Source organism: Arenibaculum pallidiluteum, from assembly GCF_017355985.1.
In the GTDB taxonomy this organism is placed as follows: domain Bacteria; phylum Pseudomonadota; class Alphaproteobacteria; order Azospirillales; family Azospirillaceae; genus Arenibaculum; species Arenibaculum pallidiluteum.
Genome location: NZ_JAFIQU010000001.1, coordinates 730,015 through 746,985 on the forward strand (window position 1 = coordinate 730,015; position 16,971 = coordinate 746,985).

Below are 16,971 nucleotides of genomic sequence, written 5' to 3' on the forward strand. Positions count from 1 at the left end.
ACCTTTAGCCAGCCGACGGCCGAGCGCGGCACGGCCTGCTCGTCATGACTGCTTCCGTCGCCTTGCAGGCTGAAGGTCGCGGCCTGTTCGGCCAGGGCGTTTGCGCGGGGCCCTTGGGCGTCGCGGCGTCAACTGAGGGGGGACCGGATCAGCAACAAGTCATGAGGCCCTGCTTCCGTCCGCCAGACAGCTCCGGTGTGTGGTCGTTGAAGTCACGTCGCGCGCGCCCGCGACCTGGTGCTCGAACGTGGCTAGATACGTTCGCAGACCTTGCGGCTCAGCGTGGCAATCGGAGACCTTCGACGAATAGAGCCACCATCCGGCTCGGATGATCTGGTCTTCCATCATAGGTGGACATGCACAAGGCCGAAACAGCGGCCAGTATTTCCGCTGCGTCCAGATTGGGCCGTGCCTCGCCGGCGGCGGCCGCAGCTTCGTAAAGCGCCTCAGCGGCGGGCCGAAGCTGCTGATCGAAACGCGCAGCCATGCCGACATATACAGGATCGTCGGAACTCACAGCCTTGGCCAGACCGCGCTTCGTGCCGATGAGTTGCACGTAAGCCTGCATCCATTTCAACATTGCCTCAAACGGCGAGTTCTCCTCGGCGAGCGTCCTGGCGGCATTTGCGCAGGCGTCTAATTCCTCCCGGAAGACGGCGCCGATCAGGTCAGCCCGCCGGGGAAACCGGCGATACAGCGTGCCCATGCCGACGCCGGCGCGGTCGGCGATCTCCCGCGTCGTCGCATCGACCCCTTTGGTCGCGAACAACTCCCGCGCCGCTGCGACCAACGCATCGACGCTTCTTTGAGCGTCGGCGCGCAGGCTGCGACCACTTTCCGTTGCTCCCGACGCACCGGTCAACTGGTGGCCTGAATCCGGGTTTGGCATCTTCGTCGCTTGCTAAGAGGAGCGTTGCTCCGTATACAAATCCGGAGCAACGCTCCGTCTATTGATTATCGAGTCACTGCCGGGATGGCAATCCACGGAGGAACAATCATGCTGGATAAGCCCGTCGCGCTGGTCACAGGCGCCAATCAAGGCATCGGCTTCGAGATCGCCAAGGGTCTGATCGCCGAAGGCTTCACTGTCCTTGTGGGATCACGCAGTATCGAGCGTGGCGAAGCCGCTGTCGCGAAGTTGGGTCCGTCCGCTGTTGCACTCCGACTGGATGTGACGGAGCAGACATCGATCGCCGCCGCTGCGGATCGGGTACGTAAGGAATTCGGACGCCTCGACGTGCTGGTTCAGAATGCCGGCATCGCCACCGCTGGCAATCGCGTGTTCGAAAGCGGGGAAGAACTCGCAGAAGCGAACCGTCCCAGCATCGTTCCCCTCGATGACATGCGTGAGGTTTGGGACACGAACGTGTTCGGCGTGCTTGCCGTCTATCAGGCGATGGTGCCGATCCTGAGGGAAACGCCGAACTCGCGCATCGTCAATGTCTCCAGCGGCATGGGGTCGCTCACACTGAATTCCGACCCGAACTTCCCGCTGAGATCGCTCTTCGATGCCACGTATTCGGCTTCGAAGACTGCGCTCAACGCCCTGACGGTCGCGATGGCGATCGAGCTGGAGGGCGACGGCATTAAGGTCAACGCAGTCTCCCCCGGCCACACCAGGACGAGGCTCACCGGATATTCTGGCGTGGATACTCCCGAGCAGGGCGCTGCCGAGGCCGTGCGCGTGGCGCTTCTCGGTTCCGAAGGGCCGACGGGTACGTTCACGCACGCCACGATGGGCGTCCTCCCCTGGTGAATTGTTCCAGCGACAACCCTCGCCTGTGGGCCGGCTGGCAAGCCGAGCGGCCTCTTGGCCTCGAGCACCTTGGCTGGTGGCGCCGCTCGCTGAGTCCGCTGGGGGTGCCAGCTGATCCGGCATGCCGACGAGCTAGGCTATCGGACGACCGCCCACACCTTTGCCACCTCTGAGGCCCGCGTCTCGGCGGCCGAGCGCGCCCCGTTCGGGCTCGATTAAGACGAGGACAGCACCCCCGAACCCCAGTTCTCGCCGATGCCAAGCTTCGGATCAAAGGAAGCTCGGACCCTAGCTGGACACGCGTCGCCCCACCAATGCATCACATTTTATGAGAATCTTAATCCCGCTTCGGCTCTCTTCACGGGTCGGGCTTATGCCGTGTGGCATACGCCCCAGGTGGTGATGAGGAGGAAAGCATGGCCGGCGTTCTGGCGCGCATCGGTATCAGCGCGAAGATTTACATCGTCGTAGTCTTCATGGCCGCAGTGGCGGCGGTCATAGGGCTGGTCGGCTTCATCGGGATGAAGACCTACGAAGAACGGGTCGACGACATCCAGAATCTCTCTCAGCGCGCCATTCTCGGCGAGCAGGTGAACGGCCTCGTCTTCAAGATGGTCATGGATTCCCGCGGCATCTACGCAGCAGATAACGCCAAGAGCGCGGCCACATTCGTCAAGGGTCTCCAGGCTACGATCAAGCTCTTCGATCAGCGCCTGAACGAGTGGGAAATCCTCCTCCCGTCCGATCGCAAAGCAGACCTCCAGGAACTCCGTGCGAGCGCGAAACCCTTCATCGAGAGCCGTATCGAAATTGCACGGCTCGCTACCGAAGGCAATCTCGCGAAGGCGACCGAACTCGGAAACAACGAGGCGATCCGCGCAGTCCGTACCGCGCTTGGCCACGCTATCGAGGGCCGCGTCCAACGGAACATGGAAGCGATCGAGGCAGCCAACAACGAGCTCCGAACCTTCAATGCTCGCATGCTGAGCATCATGATGGTGGTCGGCATCGGCGGCATCGCCCTCGCAATCCTCGTCGGCATGCTCATCGCCCGGACGGGCATCTCGCGCCCGGTCGCGTCGATCACCGCGACCATGACCCACCTGGCCGCGGGCGACAGCGCGGTCGCGATCCCAGGCACCGAGCGCGGAGATGAAATCGGCGGCATGGCCAAGGCGCTCGAGGTTTTCAAGCAGAACGCCATCGAGCGCGACCGCTTGGCCGCGGCCGAGGCCACCGAGCGCGCCGCCAAGGAGCGCCGGAGCGCCGCTATTGAGCAGTTGATCCAGGAGTTCGATAGCAGCGTGAGCAGCATTCTGCGCACGGTCACCTCTGCAGCCACGGAACTGGACGCGACCGCCAACACCATGTCGAGCACGGCCGAGCAGACCAATCAGCAGGCCTCGAACACCGCCACGGCCGCACGGCAGGCCTCCATGAATGTCCAGACGGTCGCCGCGGCGACCGACGAGCTGTCGGCGTCCATCAACGAAATCAGTGGTCAGGTAGCCCGCTCGACCAGCATCGCTGGCCAGGCGGTCAGCGAGGCGCAGCAGACGAACACGCGCGTTCAGGGTCTTGTCGAACAGGCGCAGCGCATCGGCGATGTCGTGCAGCTCATCAACTCGATCGCCAGCCAGACCAATCTGCTGGCGCTGAACGCGACCATCGAGGCGGCCCGTGCGGGTGAAGCCGGGAAGGGTTTCGCCGTCGTGGCGAGCGAGGTCAAGAACCTCGCGACGCAGACGGCGAAAGCCACGGAGGAGATCGCGAGCCAGATTTCATCGATGCAGACGGCGACCAGTGAGGCCGCTGTCGCGATCACCGGGATCGGCGGAACGATCGGCTCGATCAGTGAGATCGCGACGTCCATTGCCTCGGCCATCGAGGAGCAGGGCGCCGCCACCGGCGAGATCGCCCGTAACGTCCAGGAAGCCGCACGCGGCACGGAGCTGGTCACGACCAACATCGCCGAGGTCAGCCACGGCGCCACCGAGACCGGCTCCGCCGCAACCCAGGTGCTGAGTGCCGCGGGCGAACTCGCGCGCCAGTCGGACATGCTGAAGGGCGAGGTGGACCGCTTCCTCGCCGGTATTCGCGCAGCGTGAGCCGCATGGGCCGGCAGTAACTGGGAGCCCCGGTGACAATCGCCGGGGCTCCCCATGGGGCCGGCAGCGCCGGCAGCCCGCTCCGTCGAGTGCGACATTGGGCGGCCACTCGCCTCAAGCGATTGGAGCGGCCGCACAACCGCTGGCCCACCATCAATCGGTGCTTCCTTCCAGACAGCATCAGTAGCCCGGCAGACAGAACCTACTCTAGCGCGGACCTCTCCCGTCGATCGGCCAGAGGGCCTCGATGGTGTCCCCGCGGATTCCGACGATCCAGTCGTGCATGGCGACGGTGGGATCGCAGTGACCGGGCACGAGCCGAAGGACATCACCGATCCGCACCGGCTCCGTGGCCTCGGCCGTGGCGATGCGCCCATGCTCGTCATTGGGCCCGAAATAGGTGAGATCGTTGCGCCCGGCGACGGCCGGAACTCCGGAATCGAATGACAGCGCCTTCAATCCGGCGTCGCAGATTGCGCGGTCGGCGGTCGGCGTTGACAGCACGGTTGTCTGGACGAACAGGCTCTGCCGGAACGGGATTTCGCCCGTCCGGTCGTTCCGGTCGTAGTCGACGTCGAAGAAGACATAGGACCCGCACTGGAGCTCATCGAGAGCACCGCTGGCCGCATCGGCCATGAAGCTGCCAGTACCGCCGCCGGTCACGACGACATCCTCATGTCCCAACGATCCCAATCGCTCGCGGAGCCGGCGCACCCTGTCCGCGACGTGATCGGCCGCCGCCGCCCGCTCCCGGGGAGCGCGCATATGCTGTGCGCGGCCATGATAGGCCTGCACGCCGGCGAATCTCAGTCCCGGCTGGCGCTCGATCGCCTGCACCAGCGCCACGGCGGCCTCGACGGTCTCCACGCCAGAACGTGAGCTTCCGACCTCTATCTCCACATACGCGTCGCATGTGCCGGCAACGGCCGCGAAGGCCTCGCCGGCGCGCCGCACCTGCTCGACGTGGTCGAACAGGAGCCCGACGTGGCCGGTGGCTGAAAGCCTGGCCAGGCGCTGGAGCTTGCCGGGGTGGACGAGATTGTTCGTCACGAGGATATCGGCGATCCCCGCGGCCGCCATGGCTTCGGCCTCCCCGAGCGTCTGGCAGCAGACCCCGACTGCGCCGCGGGCGATCTGGGCCAGGGCGATGGCCGAGCACTTGTGGGATTTGGCGTGTGGGCGCAGACGCAGCCCTGACTGCGCGGTCCAGGCAGTCATGGCATCGAGATTCGCCTCGAAGCAGTCGAGGTCCAGCACGAGTGCCGGCGTCTCGACCGTCTCCACGCCCGCGCCGGGCACGCCAGGGGGGAAGGAAGCCATCGCCGGATCCTTTCGGCAGGGAGATATTTGCGCCGCCACCACTCGTCGAAGAACCGCCCGGCGTGGTGGCGAGCTCCTCGCGCATAGCGCGGCGCGCAAGAGGAAGCGCGGGCTGGATTCGATCCCCCGGTGAGCCAACTGTCAACGTGACAGGAAGGGAGGGAACGGCCGGTGAAGGACGCCAGGGAGCTCTGGACGGGCTCCGGGAAGACGCACCTCCCCGTGGACCGCGCTGAGGAGCAGCGCATCGATGCCGAGGACTGGCGGCGGCACAGCGAGACCCGGCGGGGCAACAGCGGGCCGCCGCCCAGCCAAGGAAACCGCCGCAGCCGCGGCATCGTTCCTCTGCCCAACCGTCGGCTGCGGGCATGAGAGGGAGCTTTTGGCCATGGTGGGCAAAGTGCGTGCTTTCGCCTTCAATGCAGGTCACACGCCCGCTGCCGCAGGCGGTCGCCTGCAGCTCCAGCCGCCAGGCACGTCCTGGTCGAACTCGCTGCGGCGCGGCGGCGGCGCGCGGTGCGCGCTTCAGAGCGCCGCGCCGCCGGCGCTCCCTCCGGCCTCGCTCCAAGATACTCCGAAGTCCGACTGCCACACGGCAGGTCGACAAGGCTCGCCCCCAAATCCATAAGGGCAGGGTCACGCATGATGCATATCCGCAGGTCCGATGCCGCCATGCCGAACCCTGGCTTGGTGCCGTCCTCGGATACGGCTCCTCCGATAACCGCGATGGCTATGGAGCCTCCTACGTACCGGCCCATTCGGAGGGGTCAGGGAGCAGCGCCCGGGTCCGGCCGAGGCGCGGGAGCAGCGGGCTCGACCAGGAAGCGGTTATAGTCGGCGAAGGGGCGGCCGCTGAGCTGGTCGCGCAGGGGCTGCCACGCCCCCCTGTCCGCGGCCACGTGGTCGTAGACGTCGCGGGGGACCTTCAGGCTCGCCACGACCGCCTCCTCCTCGCCGCGCACCCAGCCGAGCTCCAGCATCCCATCCTCGGCACCCAGCAGGCGCAGCTCGGCATCGTCCGACACCGGCGCTCCAGAGACGTTGCGCAGGACCGCCATCTTCAGCAGCTCCAGCGCGACGTCGTCCAGGCCGAGCTCCCGGCAGCGGATCTTCTCGCGCAGCGCCGGCCAGCCAAAGGCGATGCGTACGTCCAGTGCCTTGCCCATGGCCTGCGCGGCGAGCGGGGCCGCGGCGCCGAAGGTCCGCTCGAAGACCGCGCGCGCCTGCTCCTCGAAGGCCTGCCATTGCTCGAGCTGCGCGAAGGGCTGCACGAGGATCCACTGGTGCCGGCCGACATCGATGTAGGTCATGGCCGGCGGGGGTTTGAGCCGGGCGCCGCATTGCCCGCAGCGCAGCGCCTGGAAGGTCCCTGCGAGGATCTCGTCCCTGAGGTCGGGCCGGCGGTCGGCATTCACGCTCGCGGCGAGCTCGAAGGCATTGGCGGTCTTGCAGACCGGGCATTCGATCGCGACGCTGTTGAACAGGGACATCGTGGTCTCCCGAGGGGCGGCGGAGCGGGCTCCACCGGTAATGCGATGACGGTGCGACGATGCTTGTGCGACGCAGGTCCCGCTCAGGGGCCCGTCGCGATGGTCCCGGAGTGGCGGTCCAGCCAATTCTTCATGGGGTGGCTGGATTTCAGCTTGCCCAGATAATAAAGCGCGTAGATCTCTGCGAACCATTCTCCCGGCGCACGCCACTGATAGGTCGACACGCCGGACGAGGCGCGCTCCTCGAGGGCATAGCTCGTCCATTTGCCGGGGTAGGATTCCTGGTAGACCCGTCCGCCGATAGCGAGCTGCTCGGCCATCGCCTTGCCTCCGTTCCACGGCTTCTCGGAGCATAAGCTGTCGCGGCACCGTGCCGCCGTCGGGTCGGCGGCGACGGCGTCCCAGTCATCGGTCAGCGAGCTCAGCGGCGCGGCGCTGTCGCTCGGCTTCACCGGGTTCCTACCGGTCAGCAGCATCCTGAGATAGAGCCTGAGGTCGTCGATGGTCGGCGTTCTGCCCGTGCCGCTGTGCCGGAAGAAGTTTCCGCCCGTGGGGCTGCCATGCGCCTCGATGACGCTGTCGAGCGTCTCCGCCATCCACTGGCCGTACCCGGGCGAGCCACCGTGCGTCGCCATGAAGCCTTCGTTGTCGTCCACCGCGTGTCCGACCTCGTGCAGCGTGGTGGCATCGTAGTAGATGGTCTCGAGCGGATCGCCGAAATCGGGCACGTAGGAGCGCGTGTGCTCGTCCTCCGGCAGGTCATTGAAGACGATCCTCGAGGCGCGATGATAGTTCCCTGAGGACTCGTGTTCGGTATCCCATTCGATGGCCTCCAGCTTGCTGTTGGTCACCGTGTCCGCCTCCGGCACCTTCAGCAGCAGGTCGTACATCCTGGGCAGTTTCTCGGTCCGGATGCCGTCGCCGACCGTCAGCGTCACGTTGAAGCGAGCCTCGATGGCGGCCTGGCAGATCATCTCGTCCTTGCGTCTGCCCGTTCGGCCGGACATGCCGGCCACGAGCGCGTCCAGCGCCGCCTTGCCGCCGGGTTCCTCCAGCATCGCCTCGAACTGGAGCTTTGCCGCGGCTTTGAGCAACTCATGCGCGGCGTCGTACAGCGCCTTTACGCGTCTAGCGAATTCGTTCCCTCCGGTTGTGTCGAGGTCGTCACGGCCGTCCTTCAGGGTGGCCAAATCCTCCATCAGATCCGTCAATTCGGGTGGGGCGCCGCTCGCCGCGGAAACTCTCCCGATGATGGCTTCGATCTCGTCCAGCGCCGCATCGATCGCAGTCGTCCAGGACGCTGACTCCCTAATGATCGTAAAGAATTCGGCATCCCTTGCGCACGCCTCGATATCGCGGAGGACTGCCTGGGCCTTCGACTGTGTGTCCCCCACGTCGGACCCTGTCAGCAGAGCTTCGAGATTCGCGATGGTCTCGGCGTAGGGGTCGATGATGGGATCGAATGCCGGCTCCGTTTTCCATTTCTCGATGCACGCCTCCACGACGGCGAGCTGTCTGTCGATCGCGTGGCAGTTTGCAGCGATATCCACCGCGGCATCGTACAGATCCCGCGCAGACGCGCGCAGCGTGCGGGCGTCTGCCCGGAACGCATCAAGATTAGGCGCGTCGTAAAGCGCGATCACGCTGGAGCTGAATCGCTGAAAGGCGGCGTTGAGCACGTACTTCGGGCGATCATAGCTGATCCCAGATATTTCAGATCCGATTACGGCATCATAAGTATCAAATACCTCCCGGATTTTCTGTATTTCGCGAAGGCTATTTGGGGCCTCTGCGACATTATCAGCGAGCGTCTGCACGGTCGTTTCCAGCGCCGTCAGGTCCGTCTCGAGTTGATCGAGGTCGCCGAGCGCGAAGACCTGGTCCCGCTCCAGCTTCGCCGCGGCGAGTTGTGCGTCCAGAACCTTGTGCACGAAAGGCTCGGCAATCCCCTCGATCCCGGACTCGGCGCCTGCGATCCCGCTCTCGATGACGCTCTTGCGTATTTGGCACTCGCCGGCCCGGCGGGCCTGGTCGCGGACCGTCCTGAGAAGCGCATTGGCTTGGTCCGTGATCGCCTCGAGATCCCGGCACTTCGCGCCCGCCCTCATGTCCAGGTTCTCGATCGCTGTCTTCTGGCCGGCGAGGACCTGGATCGTCCCTTCGAACTGAGCCGTGTCGATCCCCTGCGCCCTGAGCGCGCGCACGCCATCGCGGCAAACGTCGAGAGCCGCCATCGTTGCCTGGGCGCGCGCCTCGGGATCGAGCCATGCTTCCTTGAACGCTTCGAACATGCCGTCAGCTCCATCAAGGGCACGGCGCCGTCATGACAGTCCGGCGAGGGTGGTTTCGACGGTCCGGAGGCCTTGCCCCAGCTTCTCTCCCAGGGTCAGCGTGACGCCGAAGGGATTGGTGTCGCAGACACGGATCCGCGCATCGGCCTCGATGTGCTTGCGCAGGCTCATCGCCAAGTCCGCAGCCTTGCCGGCTACTGCGGCGATCCTGTCAGGTGGGCTGTGTTGCAGGTCCGTCAGGGCAGTCGTGAGCAGCCCCCGCATCTCACCGAACACGGCATCCAGGCCGAGATCCGCGATGTAGTGGAGCTCATCGTCATCGGTGCTGCGAAGCACCGACGCCAGGGCCGTGAACTGCGCATCGGCCTCCCCGATCGCCTCGCGCCATGCGGCAGCAGCATTGCGTGCCGCATGGCCTTTGTCCGAGGCCTCGCGGACGAGGGTGTCGGCTTCGGCTGCTGCGGCCCCCGCCGTGGGGAAGTCCCGGCTACCGGCGTCTAAGGGATAGTCCAGGACGCGTTCGACCCAGGCGCGCTTCTCGTCATCGGACATGTCGGGCCGCTTCCCTCGTACGGTGGTGGCCCCGCGGCGCCACGAAGGGGTCATTCCCTGCCGCACCGCCGGCGCTCCACCAGGCCTTGCCTCAGAAGGGGCTCCGAGGTCCGGCCGGCACAAGGCTGCAGGCGGATCGACGCCTCAGCCTCGAATCCATAGCGGAAGGGGCATGGGCGATGCACATGCACAGGTTTGATGCCGGCATGCCGAAACCGGGCTTGGTCGCGCCGTTCGCGGCGATCGGGGCCGGATGCGGCCGTCCTGCGTTATGCCCGTGCGGCTTCGCGCCAGGGATGGGAGACGACCGGGACATGAGCGCTGCGGACCCTTCATCGAACGTGGCCCTCGTGGCCGGTGCGGGCGGCATCATCGGCCATGCCGTCTGCCAGGAGCTGGCGAGGCAGGGCTGGCGCGTGACGGCGCTGGCCCGCCGCCCCGTCGCAGGCTTCGCTTCCATTCAGGCCGATCTGACCGACGCGCGCGGCACGGCCGATGCGCTGCGGTCCGCCTCCGGCACCACCCACCTGTTCTATGCGGCGCTAAACCCGGATCCCGACCTCGCCACCGAGGCGGAGCGCAACGGCCGCATGCTCGGCAACCTGCTGGACGGGCTGGAGGAGACGGGCGCGCCGCTCCGGCGCGTCGTGATCTACCAGGGCTTCAAGATCTACGGCATCCATCTCGGCGCCAAGGTTCCCACGCCCGCGCGGGAGAGCGATCCCCCGCACATGCCGCCAAACATCTACCTCGCCCAGGAGGCTCAGCTGCGCCGTCGGGCCGAACGGAGCGCGTGGGACTTCGTCGCGCTCAGGCCCGACGTGGTGGTCGGGGACATCCACGGAAACCCCATGAACATCGCGCTGGTCGTCGGCGTCTTCGCCGAGCTCTCCCGCGCGCTGGGCATCCCCATGCGTTTTCCGGGGACGGACCTCGCCTACCGGCAGCTCGTCCAATTCACGGATTCCGGGCTGCTGGCCCGCGCGAGCGCCTGGGCCGCCAGCAGCGAGCGGGCCTCGGGCGAGGCCTTCAACGTCACCAACGGGGATGTCTTCCGCTGGGAGCGCATGTGGGCCGACGCCGCCGCCCATCTGGGGATGGAGACGGCGGCACCGGTGCCCCTGACGCTGGAGCGCCATATGGCCGACAAGGGCCCGCTCTGGCGGGAGATCGCGACGGCGAAGGGGCTGGTGCAGCCCGACCTGGCGACGCTGGTGGGATGGGGCTTCGGCGATTTCATCTTCCACACAGAGACCGACGTGATCTCCGACGTGAACAAGATCTATCGCCACGGCTTCAGGGAACGCATGGATTCCGCAGCCTCGCTGCGCGCCGCGCTCGACAGCCTCAAGCGCCAGCGGATCCTGCCCTGAGGGACGGAGACGCGCTTCCCCATTTGTCCGCCGGGGCTTATCCCGCCGGACAATTGGGGAACCGCGCCGGCGCAGCCACGTTCTCAACGTCGTCGACGAAAAGACGAATCCGCGTCGGACCAGCCGACGCCGAAGCCGCTTCAGGAGAGCTTTCGATGGCAGAGAACCCCAACCTCGACACGCCGACGGACCTCAAGGCCAACCAGCTCAAGGGCGTGCGCGACGCGCTGAACCAAGTGCTGGCGGACAGCTTCGCCCTCTACATGAAGACGAAGAACTTCCACTGGCATGTCTCCGGCCCCCATTTCCGTGACTACCATCTGCTGCTCGACGACCAGGCGCAGCAGATCCTGGGCATCACCGACGCGATCGCCGAGCGGGTGCGCAAGACCGGCGGAACGACGCTGCGCTCCATCGGCCATGTCCAGAGCCTGCAGCGCATCCAGGACAACAATGCCGACTTCGTGTCTCCGCAGGACATGCTCCAGGAGCTGCGCGCCGACAACCAGCGGCTGATCGAAGGCCTGCGGGTCGTCAAGGAGCAGGCCGAGGCGGCCGGCGACAACGCGACATCCGGCATCGTGGACGAGTGGACCGACCAGGCCGAGGAGCGCCTCTGGTTCCTCTTCGAGGCCAGCCGCAACACCTGACGCATCCGAAGGCGATCCGTCCGTTTCCCTTGCCGCCGCCATTCCGGCGCAGGCACGTGACCGTGGGAGATTGCGGCTCCCGCGGCCGCCGTGCCGCGCCGGTGCGGCCTGCGCATGCGAAAGCAGGCCTTGATCCACGTCATGGTGGGCACGTCAGCACGACCAGCATGCTGGCTGCAGCGAGGGGAGGATCGGATGCGTGTCGCCGACGTAATGACGATGCCGGTGGTGACCATCTTCGCCGGGGCCTCGGTGGAGGATGCGGTCCGCCGCATGATCGAGCACGAGATCAGCGGCCTGCCGGTCACCGACGCGCATGGCCGGCTGGTCGGCGTGGTCACCGAAGGCGACTTCCTACGCCGCATCGAGAGTGGAACCGAACGCCGCCGGTCGCGCTGGCTCGAATTCCTGCTGGGTTCCGGACGCATCGCCGATGAGTACGTCCAGGTCCGTGGCCGCAGGGTCGAGGACGTGATGACCCGGGGAGCGGTCACGGTCGACGCCCAGGCCTCGCTTGCCGAGGCGGTTGGCCTGATGGAGCGCTACCGCGTCAAGCGCCTTCCGGTGACCCGGGAGGGCGAGCTCGTCGGCGTGATCAGCCGCGCCAACCTGGTGCGCGCGCTGCTGACCCTGGCTCCGACGCATGCAGGCTCACGGCTGGATGACGAGGTCATCCGAGAGCGCATCGAGGCCGAGCTCAGATCCCAACCCTGGGCGCCGGGTGCCTCGCTGCACATCTCCGTGCACGACGGGATCGTCGTCCTCCGGGGCGTGGTCATCGACGAGCGGCGGCGTAAGGCCCTGCGCGTGGCCGCCGAGAACGTCCCGGGTGTACGGCAAGTCAACGATCAGCTGGTCTGGATCGAGCCGAACTCCGGGGCCGTACTGGATCCATCGGACGGGGAGAACGGGGGGCCGCAGGGCGCGCCCTGATTCGTGGCGCATTGCGCTCAGGAGCGGCGCAGCGCCAAGACGAACCCCGTCATGGCCGCAAGCACTGCCTCCGCCTGGTCCCGGTGCGGGGTGTGGCGACACCGCTCCAGCGCCAGCACCTCCACCGGTCCACTCGCCTGGGCTCGGATCGCCTCGTACTGGGCGGCGGTGCCGTATTCGTCGTCCACGCCCTGGATCACGAGCACGGGCACCCGGATCGCCGGCAGGACCTCTTCGATGTTCCAGGAGCGGTATCCGGGGTCCAGCCACGCGCCGCTCCAGCCCAGGAACGCGCCATCGACGTTCCCGCCATGCAGTCGCTCAAGCCGCGTCCGCAGGTCACCCGTGGCATAGGCCTCCACCGTTCTGCGGATGCCGGCGACGGAGAGATCCTCGTTGAAGACGTGGGGCGCCTCGACGATCACGCCGCGGACCGGTCCCGAATGAGCGCTGCCGGCATGGATCAGCGCAATCGACGCGCCATCGCTGTGCCCGACCAGCACGACGTCGCGCAGGCCGAGCTGCGCAAGCAGCTGCGGCAGCACGACGCGTGCCTCGTGGTGCAGGTAGGTCAGCGGGCGCGGCAGCGGGACGGGCGAGGACCTGCCGTATCCTCTGCGGCTGTAGACGAAGGCGCCGCAGCCCGTCGACTCTGCCAAGCGGTCGGGGAAGTCCTTCCACACCGCCACGCAGCCGAGTCCCTCGTGCAGCAGCACCAGGGTCGGAAGGCCGGCCCGCCGCGGCGCGATCCAGCGGTATTCCAGCCGCGCGCCGTCGGCTTCCACGAACCCTTCCGCTTCAAGTCCCCGCATGGTGCTGTCCGGCCTTCCCAGGAGCGCGTGATCCCGAAGCCCCGATGATCGCGCGTCGGCCCACCCTGCGCCAGTGGCCTTGCCGCAGCCCGCCTCAGGACGGCCCGAACAGCGCGCTGTCGCCGAGCTCGGCAGCGCGGTTGCGCTCGAGCTCCTGGTTGTAGCGGCGCAGCGCATAGGCTTCGGTCAGATATCCAATCGGCTTGCGCACCCCGGTTGCGGGGATCACCGCCAGCGTCTCCATCTCCGCGGAGACAAACCGGTTCAGCGCCGTGCGCACATTCTGGCCGGGCAGGAGATACTGTGTCGGACCATGCCGGATGTCGCAGGCGCGCAGTTCGTCCAGCTTCGCATCCAGGTCAGGGGAATGGGCCTCGGTCATGGCGACGATGCCGGCATAGTTGCCTTCGGCATCGACCAGGAAGACGTGCTTGGTTCCGCCCAGCGGATATCTCGCGCGCAGATCCGCGAGCGGCAAGTCCTCCGGGGCGGTCTGGACGTCCTTGCGCATCAGCGAGCCGACGGTGAGGTCGCGGATCCAGCCGATGTCGCTGGCATCGCGGATCGGCACGCCGCGGATGTGGAAGCGCCAGGTCGAGAAGGAATAGCCGAAGGTCTGCCGCACGGCGAAGGAGGCCGTGACCACAGCCACCAGCACGCCGACCGTGGCCGAGAAGTCGCCCGTCAGTTCCAGGACCAGCAGCGTCATGGTCACCGGCGCGCCGATGACGGCTGCCGCCATCGCCCCCATGCCGACCAGCACCGTCGCCACGCGGTCCAGCGCAAGGCTGGGGGCCACCCAGTCGACGACACCCGCGAAGGCGCCGCCGAGCAATGCGCCGAGGAACAGGGACGAGCCGAACAGGCCGCCCCGGAACCCGGCCCCCACCGACACGGCCGAGGCGACCGCCTTTGCCGCCAGCAGGGCCAGCAGCAGCTCAAGCGGAAGGCCGACATCGATCGTGGTCTGGATCGCCCCCTGCCCGCTTCCCAGCACCTGCGGATAGGCCAGAGCGACCAGCCCCACCACCAGTCCTCCGATCGCCGGGCGGATCCAGCGCGGCAAGGGCAGGCGCGCGGCCTGCCTCTCGATGGCGGCGACCGTCCGCATTACGGCCACGCCCAGCGCGGCCGCCAGGGCGCCCAGCAGCATGAAGAAGACGTAGTCGTGCCGCTCGAGGGCGATCGAGGAGGCGACGGAGAAGATCGGCTCCGAGCCCGTGCCGATCTGCGCGACGAAGGTCGCCGCCAGGCTCGCCACCAGGACCGGACCGAGGTTGGACGCGGCATAGGTACCAATGACCAGCTCGAAGGCGTAGAAGGCGCCGGCAAAGGGCGCGTGAAACGCGGCCGCCAGGGCGGCACCGGCACCGCAGCCCACCAGCAGGCGCAAGTCGCTGCGCCGCAGCCCAGTCAACTTCCCGGCCTTGGAAGCCAGCCCCGCGCCGAGCTGTGCGTAGGCCGCCTCCATCCCGACCGAGGCTCCGCACCCCGTCGACAGCATGGTCGAGGCGGTCAGGCGCAGGCTGTCCGTCAGCGACATCCGTCCGCCATAGAGGGCGTTCGCCTCGATGGGATCGATGACCTCACGCGGGCGGATCCGTCGTACCCAGTGGATCGCCAAGCCGACCACCAGCCCGCCCACGGCGGGCACGGCGACCACGTGCCACGGCGTCAGATCGACGCCCTGGCTCAGATGCGCGCCCCCCTCGATCAGGAAGAGCAGCTCGTGCATCCACTGCACCACCTCGTGCAGCAGGGTCACCACCAGGCCTACGACACAGCCGACGAGGGCCGCCAGACCGACGACCAGAATTTCGTTGTTGCGCGCGTGCTTGCGCGTGAGCCCCCGCAGCGCGGCGCGCGCCCGCTGCCGCAGCGTGCGCACGAGCCGTACCCCCTCGGCCGTGGGGCGCCGTCCGTCGACCGTTCCGTCGGGCGTGCCCTCGGGCGCCCTGTCGAGCGTCGGGGAGTCCTGCTGCATGGCGTCCTTGATGAGGAAGTTCGCGGTGGCGGGTCCTACCCTTCAAACACCGCCGGGCGGCTGGGGTGCCGTCGGCGACCTGGCTTCTGCCTCTGCCTGCCCGCGCCCGCTACGGCACCAGCCATGCGACGATCCAGGCCGGCCATGACGGCAGCGACTGCCGCCTTGCTCCCGCGGACGCGGTCAAGGGGCCGGACAGGGTCGAGGCGGCCTTTCCGCCGCCTCGAGGAGCTTCGCCGCATCGCCGCCGCCGGCCCCGGATCCTGGCGGCGATCCTTGCCTCCTGTCCGGGGAACGGCTCCCGGCTCCACTTCATGGCCGGCTCAGGCGGCGGCCCCCGTGGCAGCGCGCTCGACCAGGGGGCGACGGCGGAATCCCGCCTGCGTCAGCGCCGGCGGCATGTAGGGCGCGTGCAGCGGTCCGATGTCGGTTCCGGGCGCGACGATCGCGTCGATCCGGTCCAGGACCTCGTCCCCGAGAACGACCCCACTGCCGGCGAGCAGGTTGTCAAGTTGCTCCATCGTACGTGGGCCCAGGATGGCCGAGGTCACGCCGGGATGGGCGATCACGAAGGCCACCGCCATATGAGCGAGCGGCAGCCCCGCCTCCTGCGCCAGCGGGATGAGCTGCTCGATCGCATCCAGCTTGCCCTGGTCGGCGAAGTACCGGGGATTGTACTTCATGCGCCCGCCTTCGGACTGCTGGCCGCGTCGGTACCGGCCGGTGAGCATGCCCATCGCCAGCGGGCTCCAGACCATTACGCCCATCCCATACTTCCGGCAGGTGGGCAGCACCTCGCGCTCGATGCCGCGGTTCAGGATGGAATAGGACGGCTGCTCGGTGCGGAAGCGCGCCAGCCCGCGCCGCTCCGCGATCCACTGGGCCTCCACGATCTCGGAAGCCGGGAAGGTCGAGGTTCCGATGGCACGCACCTTTCCCGCCCGCATCAGGTCGGTAAGGGCCGAGAGGGTCTCCTCGATGTCGGTATCCGGCGATGGCCTGTGGATCTGGTAGAGATCGACGTAGTCGGTCTGGAGGCGCCGGAGCGAGCTCTCGATCTCCTGGACGAGCCAGCGTCGCGAGCTTCCCTGCTGGTTCGGATCGCTCCCCATCGGAAGGTGCGCCTTGGTGGCCAGCACGACGCCGTCGCGCCGCCCCTTGAGCGCCTTCCCGACGATCTCCTCGGACTCCCCGCGGCTGTAGACATCGGCGGTGTCGACGAAGTTGATCCCGGCATCAAGCGCCTTGTGGATGATCCGGATCGCATCGTCGTGGTCGGGGTTCCCGGCCGCGCCGAACATCATCGCGCCGAGGCAATAGGGGCTGACCCTGATGCCGGTTCGTCCCAGCGTTCGGTACTGCATGGCTTTGCTCCCGTGAACGTTTGGTGGGGGTTGTCGCCGTCCGTGATCGCGCACAAAATGGAACAGCGTTCCGAATCTTATACGGAACCTCGTTCCGCTTTGGCAAGGAGGATTCTGGTTCCGGATCGGCGGGAGCGCGGCCGCGCGGGCGGACGAGCCCTCGGATGGGGAGCATTGGATGGCTTCGACCTGCCGGGGGCCGATGTTCAGGAGCCCTGGCACCCCTCGGCACCGGCAGCGCGTCACACGGCCGTGCGCCCGCTGGCCGTGCGCCCGCTGGCCGAGCGGCCAAGCGCCGATGGTGGGGCGAGCAGGGATGGATCGAGGCGTTGTCGAAC

General features: G+C 67.4%; 14 protein-coding genes. 6 read left to right on the forward strand and 8 right to left on the reverse strand.

The features are described from left to right. Positions 1-277: 277 nt before the first annotated feature. Positions 278-889, reverse strand: a complete 612-nt coding sequence (locus JUB13_RS03525; RefSeq protein WP_207477263.1) for a TetR/AcrR family transcriptional regulator — start codon at positions 887-889, stop codon at positions 278-280. Positions 890-997: 108 nt separating this feature from the next. Here JUB13_RS03525 and JUB13_RS03530 point away from each other — a divergent pair, with 108 nt between their 5' ends. Further along, positions 998-1,756: an SDR family oxidoreductase gene (locus JUB13_RS03530; protein WP_207477266.1), complete on the forward strand. Its 759-nt coding sequence runs from the start codon at positions 998-1,000 to the stop codon at positions 1,754-1,756. A 416-nt stretch (positions 1,757-2,172) separates the two neighbouring features. Beyond that, positions 2,173-3,864 (forward strand): methyl-accepting chemotaxis protein, encoded by a 1,692-nt coding sequence (locus tag JUB13_RS03535; RefSeq protein ID WP_207477268.1) that lies wholly within the window; start codon positions 2,173-2,175, stop codon positions 3,862-3,864. A 207-nt stretch (positions 3,865-4,071) separates the two neighbouring features. Here the strand turns inward: JUB13_RS03535 and JUB13_RS03540 are convergent, their stop codons facing one another. Beyond that, complete coding sequence (locus tag JUB13_RS03540) at positions 4,072-5,184, reverse strand: DSD1 family PLP-dependent enzyme (protein WP_207477270.1); 1,113 nt, start codon at positions 5,182-5,184, stop codon at positions 4,072-4,074. Positions 5,185-5,355: 171 nt separating this feature from the next. Here JUB13_RS03540 and JUB13_RS03545 point away from each other — a divergent pair, with 171 nt between their 5' ends. Further along, positions 5,356-5,556 carry a hypothetical protein gene (locus JUB13_RS03545; protein WP_207477272.1) on the forward strand — a complete coding sequence of 67 codons (201 nt, stop codon included), beginning with the start codon at positions 5,356-5,358 and terminating at the stop codon, positions 5,554-5,556. A gap of 395 nt (positions 5,557-5,951) precedes the next feature. Here the strand turns inward: JUB13_RS03545 and JUB13_RS03550 are convergent, their stop codons facing one another. From JUB13_RS03550 to JUB13_RS03560, 3 genes are all read right to left on the reverse strand, one after another. After that, positions 5,952-6,674 carry a CpXC domain-containing protein gene (locus tag JUB13_RS03550; RefSeq protein ID WP_207477274.1) on the reverse strand — a complete coding sequence of 241 codons (723 nt, stop codon included), beginning with the start codon at positions 6,672-6,674 and terminating at the stop codon, positions 5,952-5,954. An 83-nt stretch (positions 6,675-6,757) separates the two neighbouring features. Further along, complete coding sequence (locus JUB13_RS03555) at positions 6,758-8,965, reverse strand: hypothetical protein (protein ID WP_207477276.1); 2,208 nt, start codon at positions 8,963-8,965, stop codon at positions 6,758-6,760. A gap of 30 nt (positions 8,966-8,995) precedes the next feature. Further along, on the reverse strand, positions 8,996-9,517 hold the full coding sequence (locus JUB13_RS03560) for a hypothetical protein (RefSeq protein WP_207477278.1): 522 nt from the start codon (positions 9,515-9,517) through the stop codon (positions 8,996-8,998). A 314-nt stretch (positions 9,518-9,831) separates the two neighbouring features. Here JUB13_RS03560 and JUB13_RS03565 point away from each other — a divergent pair, with 314 nt between their 5' ends. The 3 genes from JUB13_RS03565 (at position 9,832) to JUB13_RS03575 (ending at position 12,473) form a co-directional block, all read left to right on the forward strand. Beyond that, on the forward strand, positions 9,832-10,890 hold the full coding sequence (locus tag JUB13_RS03565) for an SDR family oxidoreductase (RefSeq protein ID WP_207477281.1): 1,059 nt from the start codon (positions 9,832-9,834) through the stop codon (positions 10,888-10,890). A 155-nt stretch (positions 10,891-11,045) separates the two neighbouring features. Continuing rightward, a complete protein-coding gene (locus JUB13_RS03570) occupies positions 11,046-11,540 on the forward strand; it encodes a Dps family protein (RefSeq protein WP_207477282.1) in 495 nt (164 codons plus the stop codon). Between the two features lie 195 nt (positions 11,541-11,735). Beyond that, positions 11,736-12,473, forward strand: a complete 738-nt coding sequence (locus JUB13_RS03575; RefSeq protein WP_207477283.1) for a CBS domain-containing protein — start codon at positions 11,736-11,738, stop codon at positions 12,471-12,473. A gap of 17 nt (positions 12,474-12,490) precedes the next feature. Here the strand turns inward: JUB13_RS03575 and JUB13_RS03580 are convergent, their stop codons facing one another. The 3 genes from JUB13_RS03580 to JUB13_RS03590 form a co-directional block, all read right to left on the reverse strand. Next, on the reverse strand, positions 12,491-13,285 hold the full coding sequence (locus JUB13_RS03580) for an alpha/beta fold hydrolase (protein ID WP_207477284.1): 795 nt from the start codon (positions 13,283-13,285) through the stop codon (positions 12,491-12,493). 94 nt (positions 13,286-13,379) lie between these two features. Continuing rightward, positions 13,380-15,269, reverse strand: a complete 1,890-nt coding sequence (locus tag JUB13_RS03585) for a chloride channel protein (RefSeq protein WP_207477285.1) — start codon at positions 15,267-15,269, stop codon at positions 13,380-13,382. A gap of 323 nt (positions 15,270-15,592) precedes the next feature. Continuing rightward, a complete protein-coding gene (locus JUB13_RS03590) occupies positions 15,593-16,633 on the reverse strand; it encodes an aldo/keto reductase (RefSeq protein WP_207477286.1) in 1,041 nt (346 codons plus the stop codon). Positions 16,634-16,971 lie beyond the last annotated feature (338 nt).

Excerpts from the sequence above, each read along its gene's own strand:
- JUB13_RS03525 (WP_207477263.1), bottom strand. The coding sequence starts at position 889 with ATGCCAAACCCGGATTCAGGCCACCAGTTGACCGGTGCGTCGGGAGCA.
- JUB13_RS03530 (WP_207477266.1), top strand. The coding sequence starts at position 998 with ATGCTGGATAAGCCCGTCGCGCTGGTCACAGGCGCCAATCAAGGCATC.
- JUB13_RS03535 (WP_207477268.1), top strand. The coding sequence starts at position 2,173 with ATGGCCGGCGTTCTGGCGCGCATCGGTATCAGCGCGAAGATTTACATC.
- JUB13_RS03540 (WP_207477270.1), bottom strand. The coding sequence starts at position 5,184 with ATGGCTTCCTTCCCCCCTGGCGTGCCCGGCGCGGGCGTGGAGACGGTC.
- JUB13_RS03550 (WP_207477274.1), bottom strand. The coding sequence starts at position 6,674 with ATGTCCCTGTTCAACAGCGTCGCGATCGAATGCCCGGTCTGCAAGACC.
- JUB13_RS03555 (WP_207477276.1), bottom strand. The coding sequence starts at position 8,965 with ATGTTCGAAGCGTTCAAGGAAGCATGGCTCGATCCCGAGGCGCGCGCC.
- JUB13_RS03560 (WP_207477278.1), bottom strand. The coding sequence starts at position 9,517 with ATGTCCGATGACGAGAAGCGCGCCTGGGTCGAACGCGTCCTGGACTAT.
- JUB13_RS03565 (WP_207477281.1), top strand. The coding sequence starts at position 9,832 with ATGAGCGCTGCGGACCCTTCATCGAACGTGGCCCTCGTGGCCGGTGCG.
- JUB13_RS03570 (WP_207477282.1), top strand. The coding sequence starts at position 11,046 with ATGGCAGAGAACCCCAACCTCGACACGCCGACGGACCTCAAGGCCAAC.
- JUB13_RS03575 (WP_207477283.1), top strand. The coding sequence starts at position 11,736 with ATGCGTGTCGCCGACGTAATGACGATGCCGGTGGTGACCATCTTCGCC.
- JUB13_RS03580 (WP_207477284.1), bottom strand. The coding sequence starts at position 13,285 with ATGCGGGGACTTGAAGCGGAAGGGTTCGTGGAAGCCGACGGCGCGCGG.
- JUB13_RS03585 (WP_207477285.1), bottom strand. The coding sequence starts at position 15,269 with ATGCAGCAGGACTCCCCGACGCTCGACAGGGCGCCCGAGGGCACGCCC.
- JUB13_RS03590 (WP_207477286.1), bottom strand. The coding sequence starts at position 16,633 with ATGCAGTACCGAACGCTGGGACGAACCGGCATCAGGGTCAGCCCCTAT.